At 73.7% G+C, this 14,691-nt stretch carries 13 protein-coding genes; 7 read left to right on the forward strand and 6 right to left on the reverse strand.

Annotated elements, in window-relative coordinates; translation table 11 throughout:
* Window positions 1-23 precede the first annotated feature (23 nt).
* Window positions 24-1,301 (reverse strand): NAD(P)/FAD-dependent oxidoreductase, encoded by a 1,278-nt coding sequence (locus tag PS271_RS07750; protein ID WP_398381248.1) that lies wholly within the window; start codon window positions 1,299-1,301, stop codon window positions 24-26.
* Between the two features lie 180 nt (window positions 1,302-1,481).
* Window positions 1,482-2,810: a deoxyguanosinetriphosphate triphosphohydrolase gene (locus tag PS271_RS07755; RefSeq protein WP_398381249.1), complete on the reverse strand. Its 1,329-nt coding sequence runs from the start codon at window positions 2,808-2,810 to the stop codon at window positions 1,482-1,484.
* Between the two features lie 106 nt (window positions 2,811-2,916).
* Here PS271_RS07755 and PS271_RS07760 point away from each other — a divergent pair, with 106 nt between their 5' ends.
* Window positions 2,917-3,603, forward strand: coding sequence for an ElyC/SanA/YdcF family protein (locus PS271_RS07760; RefSeq protein WP_398386728.1), 687 nt, complete (start codon window positions 2,917-2,919; stop codon window positions 3,601-3,603).
* 21 nt (window positions 3,604-3,624) lie between these two features.
* Here the strand turns inward: PS271_RS07760 and PS271_RS07765 are convergent, their stop codons facing one another.
* Both PS271_RS07765 and PS271_RS07770 read right to left on the reverse strand, forming a co-directional pair.
* A complete protein-coding gene (locus PS271_RS07765; protein WP_398381250.1) occupies window positions 3,625-4,557 on the reverse strand; it encodes a trypsin-like serine peptidase in 933 nt (310 codons plus the stop codon).
* A gap of 169 nt (window positions 4,558-4,726) precedes the next feature.
* Complete coding sequence (locus PS271_RS07770) at window positions 4,727-5,521, reverse strand: sulfite exporter TauE/SafE family protein (RefSeq protein ID WP_398381251.1); 795 nt, start codon at window positions 5,519-5,521, stop codon at window positions 4,727-4,729.
* Window positions 5,522-5,765: 244 nt separating this feature from the next.
* Between PS271_RS07770 and PS271_RS07775 the strand changes: the two genes are divergently transcribed.
* Together PS271_RS07775 and PS271_RS07780 are read left to right on the forward strand one after the other, a co-directional pair.
* Entirely contained in the window at window positions 5,766-6,185 is a 420-nt protein-coding gene (locus PS271_RS07775) for a nitrite reductase (NAD(P)H) small subunit (protein WP_398381252.1), read from the forward strand.
* Between the two features lie 137 nt (window positions 6,186-6,322).
* Entirely contained in the window at window positions 6,323-7,252 is a 930-nt protein-coding gene (locus tag PS271_RS07780; RefSeq protein ID WP_398381253.1) for an oxidoreductase, read from the forward strand.
* Between the two features lie 25 nt (window positions 7,253-7,277).
* Here PS271_RS07780 and PS271_RS07785 read toward each other — a convergent pair whose 3' ends face one another.
* Entirely contained in the window at window positions 7,278-7,859 is a 582-nt protein-coding gene (locus tag PS271_RS07785; protein ID WP_398381254.1) for a hypothetical protein, read from the reverse strand.
* Window positions 7,860-8,078: 219 nt separating this feature from the next.
* On the opposite strand from PS271_RS07785, the gene PS271_RS07790 reads away from it, so the two are divergent.
* From PS271_RS07790 to PS271_RS07805, 4 genes are all read left to right on the forward strand, one after another.
* Window positions 8,079-9,980 carry an APC family permease gene (locus PS271_RS07790; protein ID WP_398381255.1) on the forward strand — a complete coding sequence of 634 codons (1,902 nt, stop codon included), beginning with the start codon at window positions 8,079-8,081 and terminating at the stop codon, window positions 9,978-9,980.
* A 74-nt stretch (window positions 9,981-10,054) separates the two neighbouring features.
* Window positions 10,055-11,305, forward strand: a complete 1,251-nt coding sequence (locus tag PS271_RS07795) for an ABC transporter substrate-binding protein (RefSeq protein ID WP_398381256.1) — start codon at window positions 10,055-10,057, stop codon at window positions 11,303-11,305.
* On the forward strand, window positions 11,305-12,234 hold the full coding sequence (locus PS271_RS07800; RefSeq protein ID WP_398381257.1) for a carbohydrate ABC transporter permease: 930 nt from the start codon (window positions 11,305-11,307) through the stop codon (window positions 12,232-12,234). Before PS271_RS07795 ends, PS271_RS07800 begins: the two co-directional genes overlap by 1 nt.
* A 4-nt stretch (window positions 12,235-12,238) precedes the next feature.
* Window positions 12,239-13,075, forward strand: coding sequence for a carbohydrate ABC transporter permease (locus PS271_RS07805; protein ID WP_398381258.1), 837 nt, complete (start codon window positions 12,239-12,241; stop codon window positions 13,073-13,075).
* Here PS271_RS07805 and PS271_RS07810 read toward each other — a convergent pair.
* Window positions 13,033-14,067 (reverse strand): ArsR/SmtB family transcription factor, encoded by a 1,035-nt coding sequence (locus PS271_RS07810; RefSeq protein ID WP_398381259.1) that lies wholly within the window; start codon window positions 14,065-14,067, stop codon window positions 13,033-13,035. The genes PS271_RS07805 and PS271_RS07810 overlap by 43 nt on opposite strands.
* Window positions 14,068-14,691: the final 624 nt, after the last annotated feature.

Consider the following 14,691-nt stretch of genomic DNA (forward strand, 5'->3'; position numbering starts at 1 on the left):
CGGGGGCGGCCGGCGCGGACCGGTCAGGACTGTGCCGGGCTGGGCAGCAGGGCGTCGAGGGGGACGCCGGGGTCGGCGAGGGCCTCGGGGTCCAGGGGCGCACCGGAGCGGATGAGCTTCTGGACGGTGTCCGTGACATCCCACACATTGACGTTCATCCCGGCGAGGAGGCGTCCCTCGGCGAGCCAGAAGGCGATGAACTCGCGCTTGCCGACGTCGCCGCGGCAGACGACCTGGTCGTAGGAGCCGGGCGGGGCGTAGCCGGAGTACTCCAGGCCGACGTCGTACTGGTCGGAGAAGAAGTACGGCACGCGGTCGTACGCGACGTCCTGGCCGAGCATGGCGCGGGCGGCGGCGGGGCCGGTGTGGAGGGCGTTGGCCCAGTGCTCGACGCGGAGCCTTGTGCCGAGCCACGGGTGCTCGGCGGCGGCGACGTCGCCCGCGGCATAGATCTCGGGGTCGGAGGTGCGCAGGGAGGCGTCGACGGCGATGCCGCCGCCGTCGGCGCGGTCGACGAGGGCGAGGCCCGCGGCCTCGGCGAGGGCGGTGCGGGGGGCGGCGCCGATGGCGGCGAGGACGGCGTGGGCGGGGTGCTCCTCGCCGTCGTCGGTGCGGGCGGCGAGGACCATGCCGTCCTGGCCGGTGATCTCGGTGAGGCGGGCGCCGAAGTGGAAGCGGACGCCGTGCTCGCTGTGCAGGTCGGTGAAGAGCTGGCCGAGCTCGGGGCCGAGGACGGGGTGCAGCGGCGTGGGCTCGGGCTCGACGACGGTCACCTCGGCACCGTAGGAACGGGCGGCGGCGGCCACTTCGAGGCCGATCCAGCCCGCGCCGGCGATGACGAGGTGGCCGTTGTCGCGGCCGAGGGAGGCGAGGACGCCGCGCAGCCGCTCGGCGTGGGCGAGGCGGCGGAGGTGGTGGACGCCGGCGAGGCCGGTGCCGGGGATGTCGAGGCGGCGCGGCTCGGCGCCGGTGGCGAGCAGCAGCTTGTCGTAGTGGACGCGGGTGCCGTCGCCGAGGCGGACCGAGCGGTTCGCGCGGTCGAGGTGGACGGCGGGCTGGCCGAGGTGCAGCTCGATGTCGGCCTGGGCGTACCAGGCGGGCTCGTGGACGAAGACGCTGTCGCGCTCCTCCTTGCCCGTGAGGTAGCCCTTGGAGAGCGGCGGCCGCTCGTAGGGGTGTTCACGCTCGTCGCAGATGAGGATCACCCTGCCGGTGAAGCCTTCCGCGCGGAGGGTCTCCGCGGCCTTCGCCCCGGCCAGGCCCCCTCCGACGATGACGAACGTCTGGTTCGCGTCGACCACTTGCTGCCTCCTCGCTGCCACGCGCTGCGTCTGCAGTGCGTCTGCGGTGGACCGCCCCCGGGCCGGAACCGGCCCGTGCAGAGGTTGCCGCACGGGGCCCGCCGCCGGTAGAGGGACTACCCCGGACGGGTCAGTACCCGCAAGGTGTGGGGGAAGTCCTGGGATTCTGTGGACATCCGGTCACCTTTCTGACACACCACGCCCTTCGGTGAGGCGGGTGAGCAGGGAGCGCGCGGAGACGTCGGTCAGGGCGGCGATCTGGTCGACGACGGCGCGCAGGCGGCCGGCGTCGTCCGTGGCGGCGGCGTGGAGCGTGCGGAACTGCGGGTCGAGGCCTTCGGGGGCGCGGGCGACGAGGGCGGCGGCGAGCTCGGCGATGACGACGCGCTGCTCGGCGCGGAGCTTCTCCTGGTCCTCGCGCTGCATCACATAGCGGTCGGCGACGGCCTTCAAGACGGCGCATTCGAGGCGCGTTTCGCGGGGGACGACGAGCTCGGCCCCGTAACGGGTGAGCCGGCCGGGGCCGTAGGCGGCGCGCGTGGCGGTCTCGGCGGCGAGGCAGAAGCGGCCGATGAGCTGGCTGGTGGCGTCCTTGAGGCGGGCCTGGGCCACGGCCGAGCCGTCGTAGCCGTGCGGCCACCACTCCTGCTCCAGGAGCCGGTCGAGGGCCTCGGCGAGCTCGCCGGGCTCGGCGCCGGGGGCGTAGCGGCCGGCGACGACGGCGAAGACCTCGCGGCGCTCGGGCTCGGCGAGCAGGGCGTTCGGGTCGAGGTGGCCGGCGTGCAGGCCGTCCTCGACGTCGTGCACGGAGTAGGCGACGTCGTCGGCCCAGTCCATGACCTGGGCCTCGAAGCTCTGCCGGCCCTCGGGCGCGCCGCGGCGCAGCCAGGTGAAGACGGGCACGTCGTCGGCGTAGACGCCGAACTTGCGGGAGGCGGGGTCGGTGGGGTGGCCGCCGCGCGGCCAGGGGTACTTGGTGGCGGCGTCGAGGGCGGCCCGGGTGAGGTTGAGGCCGACGCTGACGGGCTCGCCGCCGCCGTCGCCCGCGGGCACGAACCGCTTGGGTTCGAGGCGGGTGAGGAGGCGCAGCGACTGGGCGTTGCCCTCGAACCCGCCGCACGGGCCCGCGACTTCGTCGAGCGCCTGCTCGCCGTTGTGGCCGAACGGCGGGTGGCCGAGGTCGTGCGCGAGGCAGGCGGTCTCGACGAGGTCGGGGTCGCAGCCGAGGGCCGCGCCGAGCTCGCGGCCGACCTGGGCGCACTCCAGGGAGTGGGTGAGGCGGGTGCGGGGGCTGGCGTCCCAGGCCTGGGCGCTGACGCCGGGCGTGACGACCTGGGTCTTGCCGGCGAGGCGGCGCAGGGAGGCGGAGTGCAGCACGCGGGCCCGGTCGCGCTGGAAGGCGGTGCGGCCGGGGCGCTTGTCGGGCTCGGGAGCCCAGCGCTCCAGGTCCTGCTCGTCGTATCCGGCGATGGGGGGCTGCTCGCCCGCGGTGCGTGCCGTTCCGTTCATACTCCGACGGTAACCGCCGGGTCTGACAGCAGCGACGGCGGCGGCCGGGCCGGAACCGTACGCGTGTCCGGTGCGTTCTTACCGGTCGACGGGGAGAGTGATGGACATGATGCGGGGCCGCGTACTGCGGATGCGGGTACGGATGCCGCGGACGCGGCGGGAGCGGCGGCGGCTGCTGTGGGCCGCCGTGGCCGGCTGCGTGCTCGCGCTGCTGCCGGCGACGTGGGTGTACGCGGCGGCGGAGCCGCGGGTGCGGACCGTCGAGGACGTGCCGTCCGCGCCGGTCGCCATGGTCTTCGGCGCGGGCCTGTGGGAGGGCAAGCCGTCCCCGTACCTGGCGCACCGCCTCGACGCGGCGGTCGAGCTGTACCGGGCGGGCAAGGTCCGCGTGGTGCTGGTCACCGGCGACAACAGCCGCGAGGAGTACGACGAGCCGGACGCGATGCGGGCGTATCTGACGGAGCGCGGGGTGCCGGCGGACCGCGTCGTGAGCGACTTCGCGGGCTTCGACACCTGGGATTCCTGCACGCGCGCCGTACGGATCTTCGGCGTGAAGAAGGCGGTGCTCATCACGCAGGGCTTCCACGTCCGGCGGGCGCTGGCGCTGTGCGGGGCGGCGGGGATCGACGCGTACGGGGTCGGGGTCACCGCGAAGCACGACGTGACCTGGTACGCGGGCGGTGCGCGGGAGGTGTTCGCGTCGGGGAAGGCCGCGCTGGACGCGCTCGTGCGGCCGGGGCCGCGGTTCCTGGGGCCGCACGAGCCGGGTGTGGAGCAGGCGCTCGCGCAATAGCGCCCGGTCCGCCGGGCCGGCCTAGTCCCGGGCCGGCTCGCGGTCGTTTATGGCGTCCACGTACAGCTTGAAGATCTCGTCGTCGTTGACCGGGCTGTACGAGATCGCCGCGCTCTCGTCGCCGTCCGGCCCGCCTCCGTTGAGGCCTCCCAGGACGCCCACGAGGTCGCCGGTGCGCGTCCGTTCGTCGAAGTGCGTGAGCCACGGGCTGCCGGAGGTGCCCGAGACGAAGCCGTCGCAGCGCATCCGCAGCTGGTTGCGTTCTTCGAGGCGGGTGGTCATGGCGGTGCAGCGGATGGCCTCGTCGGCGGAGTCGTCGTCCGCGTCGGGATAGCCGATGACCGTGACGCGGTTGACGTAGCCCGGTGTACGGACCAGCCGGTTGGCGCCGGTGACGCGCTCGACCTGGCGGCCCCGGCTGTCGGCCTTGACCGTGGCGAAGGCGAAGTCCAGGTCGGAGCCCGCGCCCGTGTCGCTGCGGCGGGGGTCGGCGAAGACGCGGTCCAGGGGCCACACCCCGTACGGCTGCTTGCCGGTCCCGGCCCGGTAGTCGGGGACGAACGCGGCGTCGTCGCCGATGGAGCAGTGGCCGGCGGTGACGATCAGATTGCCCTTGGGGCTGTGCACCACGCTGGCGGTGCAGTGGTGGTCGCGCAGGTCCTCGCCGACGGAGACGAGCACGCCCACGGACGGCACCCCGTCGAAGTGGCGGGCGCTGCCGGTGATGCGCTGCGCGTCGGGCACGGCGTCGCCGTTCTCGCCGTCGGCCCCGCCCCGCGCCGCCTGCTCGATCCGCGTCGGGCCCCAGAACCGCCGGGCCTCCTCGCTGGACCAGCTGCCCTCCCGGCCGTGACCACCGGCCCCGTGCGGCACGGCCGCCGCGAGGGTGACGACATAGAGCCCCGCGAGCACGGCCCGGACCCACCGGGCCCGGCCCCACCGGGAGAAACTCACGAGAACCCCCACCACGTCAGGAAGGTAGTGGTCAGGCTAGCCGCATTCAACGGGCGCACCGGATCGCGCCGGGCCTATTTAAGGGATTTCTTATGCAAGGTCGGCCGTTCGGCGCAGCGCGGCGTCCTCCCACAGCCCTCCCACCGCCCTTTCGCGGTCTTTCCGCAGCTCAGCCGCTGCCCCACTGGTCGTATCCCAGCTTGCACACCAGTGACAGGACCACCACGACGAGGACCGCCCGGACGAAGCCGCTGCCGCGCTTGAGGGCCATCCGCGCGCCCAGCGCGCCGCCGGTGAGGTTGAACAGCGCCATGGGGGCGGCGACCTGCCAGATCACGGCGTGCTGGAAGGAGAAGGTGACGAGCGCGCCCACGTTGGTGCACACGTTGACGATCTTGGAGGTGCCGGAGGCCGTCACCAGGTCCATGTGCAGGATCGCGGCGAGGGCGAGCACGAGGAACGTGCCGGTGCCCGGGCCCATGAGCCCGTCGTAGAAGCCGATGCCGAGGCCCGCGACGAGGATCGCGGCGAGGGCGCGGCGGCGCGAGACCTGCTTCTCGGCGGTGGGGAGCGCGTCCGTGCCGAAGGCGGGGCGCAGCAGTACGAAGGCCAGCACGGCCACCAGGATCGCCATGATCAGGGGGCGCAGCACGGCACTGCTGATGGCGGAGGCGAAGAAGGCCCCCGCGAAGGAGCCGCCAAGCGCGGCGAGGCCGATGCGCAGGGCGGTGCGCCGGTTCACCGGTGCGCGGCGGGTGTAGGTGACGGCGGCGGCCGCGGTGCCGCAGATGGCGACCGCCTTGTTGGTGCCGATGGCGTGCGGGACAGGGACGTGCGGCAGGGCCACCATCAGTGCGGGGAGCTGCAGGAGACCGCCGCCGCCCACCACGGCGTCGACCCACCCCGCCGCGGCCGCGGCGAGGCAGAGCACGAGCAGCGTCGTCAGAGATATGTCGGTGGTCACCCCGGCGATCGTACGGGCTCGGCCCAACTCGGTTGCGGAGGAGGGCGGCAGCCCGTTCCCGGAGAGCCCGTTCGGAGCCGTGACACACGACCGCCGGAGCCGGACACACCGCCGTCACAGCTGTGGTGAAAACGTGTGCCACGGTGGCGACAGACGGCGGTGGCTGTGCGACAGTGCTGGGCGCTCCGCAGCCCGGCCCGCTCCCCCAGCGTCCCTGCCCGCTCTCCCGAAGGGACTCCCCGCGATGACCGTCGCTCCCGAGCAGCTCCCGCACGCGCCCGTACCCGCGCCCACGCCGGAGCCCGCGCCCGGGTCCGCGCCTCAGGCCGTACGCGCATCCGTACGCGTAGAGGCGCTCCTCGGGCGCCGCTGGCACGCCCTCTGCGAGCTGGGCGATCTGAAGCCCGGCCGCGGGGTGGCGGTCCTGCTGCCGGACGGCCAGCAGGCCGCCGTCTTCGTCGACCGGGCGGGACGCGCGTACGCCATAGGCAACCAGGACCCGTTCAGCGGGGCGTTCGTCCTCGCGCGCGGCCCGCTGGGCTCGGCGGGCGGGCGGCCGTACGTCACCTCACCGCCGGCCGGGCGGCGGTTCGACCTGACGGACGGCCGGTGCCTGGACGACGCCGCGGTGTCGGTCCCGGCGTATACGGTCCGGCTGCGCTGAGCGGACGCGCCTCGCGCGCGGGCCACCGTATCGGGCGAATGCCCGCCCTGCACCCGCCCGCCCTCGCCTACGCTGGGACCGACGAGGGCTACTGACGCGTATGTGCCGGGTGCGGACCGCAGAGGAGCGCAGCAGACGTGACTGGATGGAACGCGAGCGAGATCCCCGACCAGAGCGGCCGCACGGCGGTGGTCACGGGCGCCAACAGCGGCATCGGCTACGTCACGGCCCGCGAGCTGGCGCGGCGCGGCGCGCGGGTCGTCCTGGCCTGCCGCGACGCGACGCGCGGCAAGGCCGCCGAGGAGCGGGTCCGGGGGGCGGCGCCCGGTGCCGACGTGCAGTTCGCCCCGCTCGACCTCGCGGACCTGTCCTCGGTGCGGGACTTCGCCGCGGACCTGCCCGGCGACCGGCTCGACCTGCTGATCAACAACGCCGGGGTGATGGCGCTGCCGCAGCGCCGCACGGTCGACGGCTTCGAGATGCACCTCGGCACGAACCATCTCGGCCATTTCGCGCTGACCGGGCTGCTGCTGCCGCGGCTGCGGGAGGCCGGGCACGGCGCGCGCGTCGTCACCGTCGCCAGCGGGCTGCACGTCCTGGGCACGGTCGACCCCCGCGACCTCAACATGGAGCACCGCTACCGCCGCTGGCTCGCCTACGGCCGCTCCAAGAGCGCCAACCTGCTGTTCACGCACGAGCTGTCGCAGCGGCTGACGGCGGAGGGCTCGCGCGTCGTCGCCGTCGCCGCGCACCCCGGCTACGCGGCCACGAACCTCCAGACGGCCGGGGCGCGGATGGAGGGCCGCGCCTCGGTCGAGCACACCGCCGAGCTGCTCAACCGGCTCTTCGCGCAGAGCCCGGAGGCCGGTGCACTGCCCACGCTGTACGCGGCGACCGCGCAGGACGTCCGGCAGGACGACTACTTCGGGCCGCGCTTCGAGTTCCGCAGTGCCGGGGCGCCTACGCGGCGGGCGGTGCGGGCGCCGTGGACCCGCAACGACCGGGCGAGTGCGGGGCTTTGGGCGGCGTCGGAGCGGCTGACGGGCGTCACGTACGACTGGCTGTAGCCGGGGCCGCACCGGAGGCCTGGCCTCACCCGTCGTGAGTCTCCAGCAGGCGCCGCGCCCCCTCCCCGTCGATCCGTTCCGCGAGCTCCGCCAGCGGCGCGTCCCCCTCCCGCAGCAGGCCGCTCTCGCGGGCGCGCCGCACCCCCGAGTCCAGCCGGTGCCACAGCAGCGGGTTGGCGACGAGCACCTCCGGGTCGAACTCCACGCGCCGGCCCCCGGCGTCCCGCAGCACGAGCCGCGGCGTCATGCCGTCCGCGCGGCGCACCTGCGTGAGCAGGTCCGTACGGACGCGCTTCTCGCCCAGCAAGCCGCGCACGGCGAGCCAGTCGTGGCCGGCGGTGACGCGCTGCGGCAGCAGGACGGCCAGCAGGAGCGCTCCGAGGCCGGCCCAGCAGGCGGCGCGCGGCCCGTCGAGGCCACCGCGGGTGAGGTCGGCGACGACGAGGACGCCGGTGAGGGCGGAGCCGCAGTACCAGGCGGCCCGCGCCTCGCGCCGCCAGCCGCGGTCGTGGGCGAGGACCTCGCCGCCCGGCGGCTGCGCCTTCGTCCGTGCCGTCCGCGCGACGGGGCCGCCTGCCCGCGCCTTCGAGAGCTGTCGCCGTCCCATGCTCGTGACGCTAGGCCCGGCCCGGGGGCGGGCGCCGGGTGTTGACGGGGTGCTGACGCCGCTCGGGCCAACCCTTACGCCCTGCTGACGTCACCCGGCCCGGGCCGTCAAGAACGCGTGAAGATCCCTCCGGAACGCGCCAAGAGGCCGCCAAGGGTGTGCGCGGGCGCACGGGGGCGGCTGCACGCTGGGCGTCCCCGGCACGGAGGTACGAACAGCATGTCCCTGCTCGCGCACGCGAACAAGCAGCCCGGAGGGGCCGGCGAGGAACCGCCGGATACCGGCGCCGCCCGGCCCTCCGCCGAGGACCGGCACCGGCTGACCGCCTCCCAGGGGCTCGCGGCCCTCTCCCTGGACGCGATGGCGTCGGTGGCCTACGGGCCCGAGTCGATCGTCCTGGTGCTGGCCGCGGCGGGCGCGTACGGGCTGGGCTTCACGCTCCCCGTCACCTTCGCGATCGCCGCCCTGCTCGCGGTCCTCGTCGCCTCCTACCGGCAGGTCATCGCGGCGTTCCCGGACGGCGGCGGCTCGTACGCGGTCGCCAAGCGGCACCTCGGCCGGCGCACCAGCCTGGTGACCGCGGCCTCCCTGGTGCTGGACTACGTGCTGAACGTGGCCGTGTCGGTCACCGCCGGCGTCGCCGCCCTGACCTCCGCCTTCCCCCACCTCTACGCCGACCGGCTGTGGATCTGCCTGGCCGTGCTGGCCCTGGTGACCGGGGTGAACCTGCGTGGCATCGCCGAGTCCGCGAAGTGGTTCATGGTGCCGACCGCCGTGTTCGTCGGCTCGGTCCTGACGATGATCGTGGCCGGGCTGCTGCGGGACGCGCCCGCGAGCACCGAGGCCGCCGCCGGGCACGCCTCCGCCCTCGCCGGGAACGCCACGTCCGTGGGCGTCCTGCTGCTCCTGAAGGCCTTCGCTGCCGGCTGCTCCGCCCTCACCGGCGTGGAGGCCGTGGCCAACGCCGTGCCGGCGTTCCGCGCCCCGGCGCAGCGGCGGGCCCAGCGCACGGAGGTCGCGCTGGGCGCCCTGCTGGGCGTCATGCTGGTCGGCCTGGCGGTGCTCATCGGCCGCTTCCACTTGCAGCCGGTCGAGGGCGTCACCGTCCTCGCGCAGCTCGCCGACGCCTCGCTCGGCCACAACTGGGCCTTCTACGTCGTGCAGTTCGCCACCGTCGTGCTGCTGGCGCTGGCCGCGAACACGTCCTTCGGCGGGCTGCCCGTCCTGATGGCCCTGCTGGCCCGGGACAACTACCTGCCGCACGTCTTCGGCCTCAAGGCGGACCGGCAGGTGCACCGGCACGGCGTGCTGGCCCTCGCGGCGGTCTCCGCGCTGCTGCTGGTCTTCTCCGGCGGCGACGTCAACACGCTGGTGCCGCTGTTCGCGATCGGGGTGTTCGTGGGCTTCACGATCTGCCAGGTCGGGATGGTGCGGCACTGGCGGCAGGAGCGCTCGGCGGGCCGGCGCGGCAAGGCGCTCCTCAACGGCTTCGGTGCCGTGCTCACCGGGGTGTCGGCCGTCGTGGTGACGGCCACGAAGTTCGAGGAGGGCGCCTGGCTGATCGTCCTGGCGCTGCCGCTGATGGTGCTGGTCTTCGAGGCCGTGCACCGTTCGTACGGGCGGATCGGCGAGCGGCTGGGGCTGGGCCGGGTGCCGGAGGCGCCGCGCCGCTGCCACAGCGTGGTCGTCGTGCCCGTCTCCTCCCTCTCCCGGCTGACCAGCAAGGCCCTGACCGCCGCGGTGTCCCTGGGCGACGAGGTGGTCGCGGTGACCGCCGTCCAGCCCGACGCGGAGGGGGCACGGGCCGCCGAGTCGCTGCGGCGCGACTGGGAGCTGTGGAACCCGGGCGTCGACCTGGTCGAACTGCCCGCCCCCACGCGCGCCCTGGGCCGCCCCATCGTCTCCTACGTCCACGAGCTCACCGACCGGCACCCCGACAACCGCGTCACCGTCCTCATCCCCGAGGTCGAGCCCGCCCATCTCTGGCAGCGGCTGCTCCAGAACCAGCGCGGCGCGGTCGTGGCCCACGCGGTCCGCCGCGACACGGACGCGGTGATCTGCCGCCTCCGCTTCCGCATCGGCGCGGAACCGGCCGCCCGGCGGACCGGGACACGGCGGTAATCGGCCTGTCGTAATCCTCCCCCATCGTTGATCGTTGGTCCGTACGGTCCCGACCGCGAGGGGGAGAACCGAACATGCCGATCAGCCGCAGAGTGCTCTTGGCCGGGGGTGCGGGCATCGCACTGACCGGGTGCGGGTCCAACACGGGGCGCGGCGGGGAAGACCGTCCGGGCCGGCCCCGGCTCTCCCACTGGTACCACCAGTACGGCGAGCCGGGCACGCGGCAGGCAGTGGGGCGGTACGCCGCCGCATACAAGGACGCCGCCGTGCGGATCGAGTGGCGGCCCGGGAACTACGACCAGCAGACCGCCGCCGCCCTGCTGACGGACTCCGGGCCGGACGTCTTCGAGGTGGCCGGCCCGACGATCGAGCAGATCCAGGCCGGCCAGGTGACCGACCTGACCGCCCTGCTGAAGGACGTCAAGAGCGAATTCGACCCCGTGATCCTCGCGCCCCGGACCTACCGGGACCGCGTCTGGGGCATCCCCCAGCTCGTCGACACCCAGCTGCTGTACTACCGCAAGAGCATGCTGGACGCGGCGGGCGTGCGGCCGCCGCAGTCGCTGGACGAGCTCGTGGACGCCGCCCGGCGGCTGACGCGCAAGGACGTCAAGGGGCTCTTCCTGGGCAACTCCGGCGGCGCGGGCGCCCTGGGCGGCACGCCGCTGTACGCGGCCGGGCTGTCCCTCGTCACCCCCGGCGGAGACGTGGGCTTCGACGACCCGGCCGCGGCGCGCACCCTCGGCAAGCTGCGCCGGTTCCACACCGACGGCTCGCTGCTGCTGGGCGCGCCCACCGACTGGTTCAACCCGGCGGCCTTCACCCAGGGGCTGGCCGCGATGCAGTGGTGCGGGCTGTGGGCGCTGCCGCAGGTGAAGAAGGCGCTCGGGGACGACTTCGGGGTGCTGCCCTTCCCGCCGGACGGCCCGGCCGGGCGGCCGTCCGTGCCCGTGGGGGCGTGGGCGGCGGCCGTCAGCAGCCGCAGCGCGCACCGGGAGGCGGCCGAGGCGTACGTGAAGTGGCTGTGGGTCGAGCGCACCGACTACCAGCAGGACTTCGCACAGTCCTACGGGCTGCACATCCCCGCCCGCGCCTCCCTCGCCGCCCGGGCGGACCGGCTGAAGTCCGGGGCGGCCGCGGAGGCCGTGCGCTTCACCAAGGAACACGCCTACGCGCAGCCCCTTCTGTGGACGGCAGCGAGCCAAACCGCCTATCTGGACGCCGTCACCCGCATCATCCGGGAGGGCGCCGACCCCGGCAGCGAGCTCAAGGCGGTGGTGCGCAAGGCGAGCGCCGAGCTGCACCGCGTACGGAGCCGGGGCTGATGCCCGCGGCGCCGCGCCGCCTCCCCGCCGCCCGGCAGCGGCACCGCGCGCTGTGGTTCTGGGCCTTCGTGGGCCCCTTCGCCGCGGGGCTCGCCCTTTTCACCTACGTACCGCTCGCCTGGAGCGTGTACCTGAGCTTCTTCGACGCCCACAACACCGTCTCCCCCACCGAGTTCGTCCGGCTGGAGAACTACGCGACGCTGCTGGCCGACGCCTCGTTCCGGTCCTCGCTCGTGACCTTCGCGGTCTTCAGCGCCTTCATCGTGCCGGCCACGTACGCGCTGTCCCTGGGGCTGGCGCTCGCGGTCAACCGGCTGCGCGCGGGCCGGGCGTTCTTCCGGTCGGTGTTCTTCCTGCCCACGGCGTGCAGCTACGTCGTGGCGGCCACGGTGTGGAAGCTGTCGGTGTTCAACGGGGTGCGCTTCGGGCTGGCCAACACCGTCCTCGGCTGGTTCGGGGCCGAGCCGGTGGCCTGGCTGGCCTCCACCGACCCGCCCTGGTACTGGCTGGTCATCATCACCGTACGGCTGTGGCTGCAAGCCGGGTTCTACATGGTGCTGTTCCTGGCCGGCCTCCAGCGCATCCCGCCGCGGCTGTACGAGGCGGCGGCCCTGGACGGCGCCCGGCCCGGCTGGCAGACCTTCCGCCACATCACGTTCCCGGCGCTGCGCAGCACCTCGGTGGCCGTGGTGCTGCTGCTGATCATCAACGCCTTCCAGGCGTTCGACGAGTTCTACAACCTCCTGTCGGACCAGCGCGGCTACCCGCCCTACGCCCGGCCGCCGCTGGTCCACCTGTACTACCTCGCCCTCGGGCAGGGGCAGGACCTGGGGCTGGGCAGCGCCGGGGCGGTGCTGCTGGCGCTGATCATCGCCGTGGTGACGGTCGTGCAGGCCCGCTGGTCGGGGCTCGGCCGGAGAGAGGACTGACGACGTGGACGACGCCCTCGTACGCACCGGGCGGGCCCTGCGGCTGATGCTGCTGACGGCGCTCGCCGTGCTGTTCCTCATCCCCTTCTACCTGCTGGTGCGCGGTGGCCTGGCCTCCGAGGAGGAGATCACGGCACCCGGCTGGACGCTCTTCCCCACGAGCCCGCACTGGTCGAACGTGCGCGAGCTGTTCACCGACCCGGACGTGCCGATGGCGCGGGCCCTGCTGAACTCCTCGCTGATCGCGGTGGCCACGACGCTGGGCACGCTGCTGCTGGCCTCGCTCGCGGGCTACGGGCTGGCCCGCATCCCCTACCGGCACGCCGACGCCGTCTTCTACGCGATCCTGGGCACCCTGCTGGTGCCGGCGGCGGTCACCTTCGTGCCGTCGTTCGTGCTGGTGTCGTCGCTGGGCTGGGTCTCCAGCCTGCGCGGACTGATCGTGCCGACGCTCTTCAGCGCCTTCGCGTGTTTCGTCTTCCGCCAGTACTTCCTGGGCTTCCCGCGGGAGCTGGAGGACGCGGCGCAGGTGGACGGGCTGGGGTACTGGCGCACGTACTGGCGGGTCGTGGTGCCCAACTCCCGGCCCGTCTTCGCGGCCGTGGGCACGATCGTCTTCATCGGGGCGTGGAACGCGTTCCTGTGGCCGCTGGTGATCGGGCAGGGCCGCGACGCGTGGACGGTGCAGGTGGCCCTGTCGACGTTCACCACGGCCCAGACCGTCCAGATCCACGAGCTGTTCGTCGCGGCCGCCGTCTCGATCCTCCCGCTGCTGCTCGTCTTCCTGCTGTTGCAGCGCTACATCGTTGCCGGAGTGGAGCGTTCGGGGATCGACGACTGAGACGTCCTCGGCGCGAGCTGCGTCGTCTTGTGGCCGCCGCGCAGGAGCGCCGCGCCCAGGGGTGTCAGGGTGTGCATCACCGCGCTGCCGTTGCGCAGCGTCAGGACCAGGCCCGCCTCGCGCAGGACGCCCGCGTGCTGGCTGGCCGAGGCCGCGGACACGCCGACGCGGCGGGCGAGTTCGCTGGTGGTGCAGCCGCCGCCGATGGAGCCGAGGACCGCCGAGCGGGTGTGCCCGACGAGTTTGCCGAGCGAGCGCGGAGCGCCCTGCACGGCGGGCGCGGACTCCGACATGTGCCGGGCGGGGTAGACGAGGACCGGGGTGAGGTCGGGGTCCCGGTAGGTGACGGGCGTGCGCCGGCAGAAGAAGGAGGGAACCAGCAGCAGCCCGCGTCCGTTGAGGTGGACGTCGCGGTCCACGGGGTAGTCGGCCTCCAGGACCGGGGCGCGCCAGCGCATCATGGGCGGCAGCGAGGAGAGCAGGGCGTCCGCGCCGCCGTCCAGCAGGGCCCGGCCGCGCACGGCGCGGTCGGCCTCGATCTGGGCCTGGATGTGCTGCCAGTAGGGTGCTATCGCGGCCTCGTGGTAGGCCTGGAGCGCTCCGGTGAGCTTGGCGAAGGCGCGGTCGTCCCCCTCGGCCATGGATCGTATCCAAGCGGGGAGCGTCCGGGCGGTGGGGAGCCGGCCGAGCTCGCGGTGCACCCGCTCGCCCGGCGTCTCGCGCAGGGCCTGCATGCCGGAGTCGAGTCCGAGTACCCCTTCGGGGGGCGTGAGGAAGTCCGGAAAATACCCGCGGGAAGGCACCAGCGGGGCGAGAAGCCGAGTTTCACCATTCAACCTGGCCCGGGTTTCCGAGCGCCAATCCCCGAAGATCGACTCGCCTTGTTTGTCCCGGAGCCGGTGGAGGCTCAATACGGTTTCCCAGAGTGCGTCCGGGTCTCCGGCCAGGCGCAACCGGGCCAGATCGAGTCCAGTGAAATGGACGCGCAGCACCAAACCCCCACATGAGACATCCGCAACCACCCCCCGCTCACTGAGTATGCACACCGATACGAGCTGTTACCACGCCCTTTTGGCCACAGTTGAAAGGACTCGCGGGGAACGTGGGGGAAGCGAAATGCTATTCACGCACTCGGGGCCGCACCCCGCTCGTTCCCGTGGGGGGTGGCGAGCGAAAAAGCGGCCGCTGAGTATGCGAGTTGCCGCCCGAGCCGATGCGGGCGGCAACAACTCCCGGTGGGGGAGTAAAGAGGGGCGGCGCTCCCGCACGAGCGCCGCCCCTTCGCCCTGTCCGGCACAGGGAAGCCACAGGTCGGGCACATCTCGGGCGCAGGATCACCACAGGACGACCACCTCCCGGTAACTCCGGCGTCATGTGCCGGAGACACTGCCGCCGCATCACGCGCCTCACGGGCCCCATGACAGCGGCGTTTTCCGGCCATCGAGGTTCCGTGCGGGAGGCCGCGGGGGGCCTTGGTCCGTACCGGTCGGTCCGTGTGAAGTCGTCCGTGTGAAGCGGGTGGAGGGGCAGCCGAAGGGAAGGGGCGGCCCCCCGCACGGGTGCCGCCCCTTTCGAGGTGCTGGAGCCGCCGCCGGGGCTGAGGGTCGGGGTTCGCC

Source organism: Streptomyces sp. SCA2-17 (assembly GCF_044336695.1).

Excerpts from the sequence above, each read along its gene's own strand:
- PS271_RS07755 (WP_398381249.1), bottom strand. The coding sequence starts at position 2,810 with ATGAACGGAACGGCACGCACCGCGGGCGAGCAGCCCCCCATCGCCGGA.
- PS271_RS07760 (WP_398386728.1), top strand. The coding sequence starts at position 2,917 with ATGATGCGGGGCCGCGTACTGCGGATGCGGGTACGGATGCCGCGGACG.
- PS271_RS07775 (WP_398381252.1), top strand. The coding sequence starts at position 5,766 with ATGACCGTCGCTCCCGAGCAGCTCCCGCACGCGCCCGTACCCGCGCCC.
- PS271_RS07785 (WP_398381254.1), bottom strand. The coding sequence starts at position 7,859 with ATGGGACGGCGACAGCTCTCGAAGGCGCGGGCAGGCGGCCCCGTCGCG.
- PS271_RS07790 (WP_398381255.1), top strand. The coding sequence starts at position 8,079 with ATGTCCCTGCTCGCGCACGCGAACAAGCAGCCCGGAGGGGCCGGCGAG.
- PS271_RS07795 (WP_398381256.1), top strand. The coding sequence starts at position 10,055 with ATGCCGATCAGCCGCAGAGTGCTCTTGGCCGGGGGTGCGGGCATCGCA.
- PS271_RS07800 (WP_398381257.1), top strand. The coding sequence starts at position 11,305 with ATGCCCGCGGCGCCGCGCCGCCTCCCCGCCGCCCGGCAGCGGCACCGC.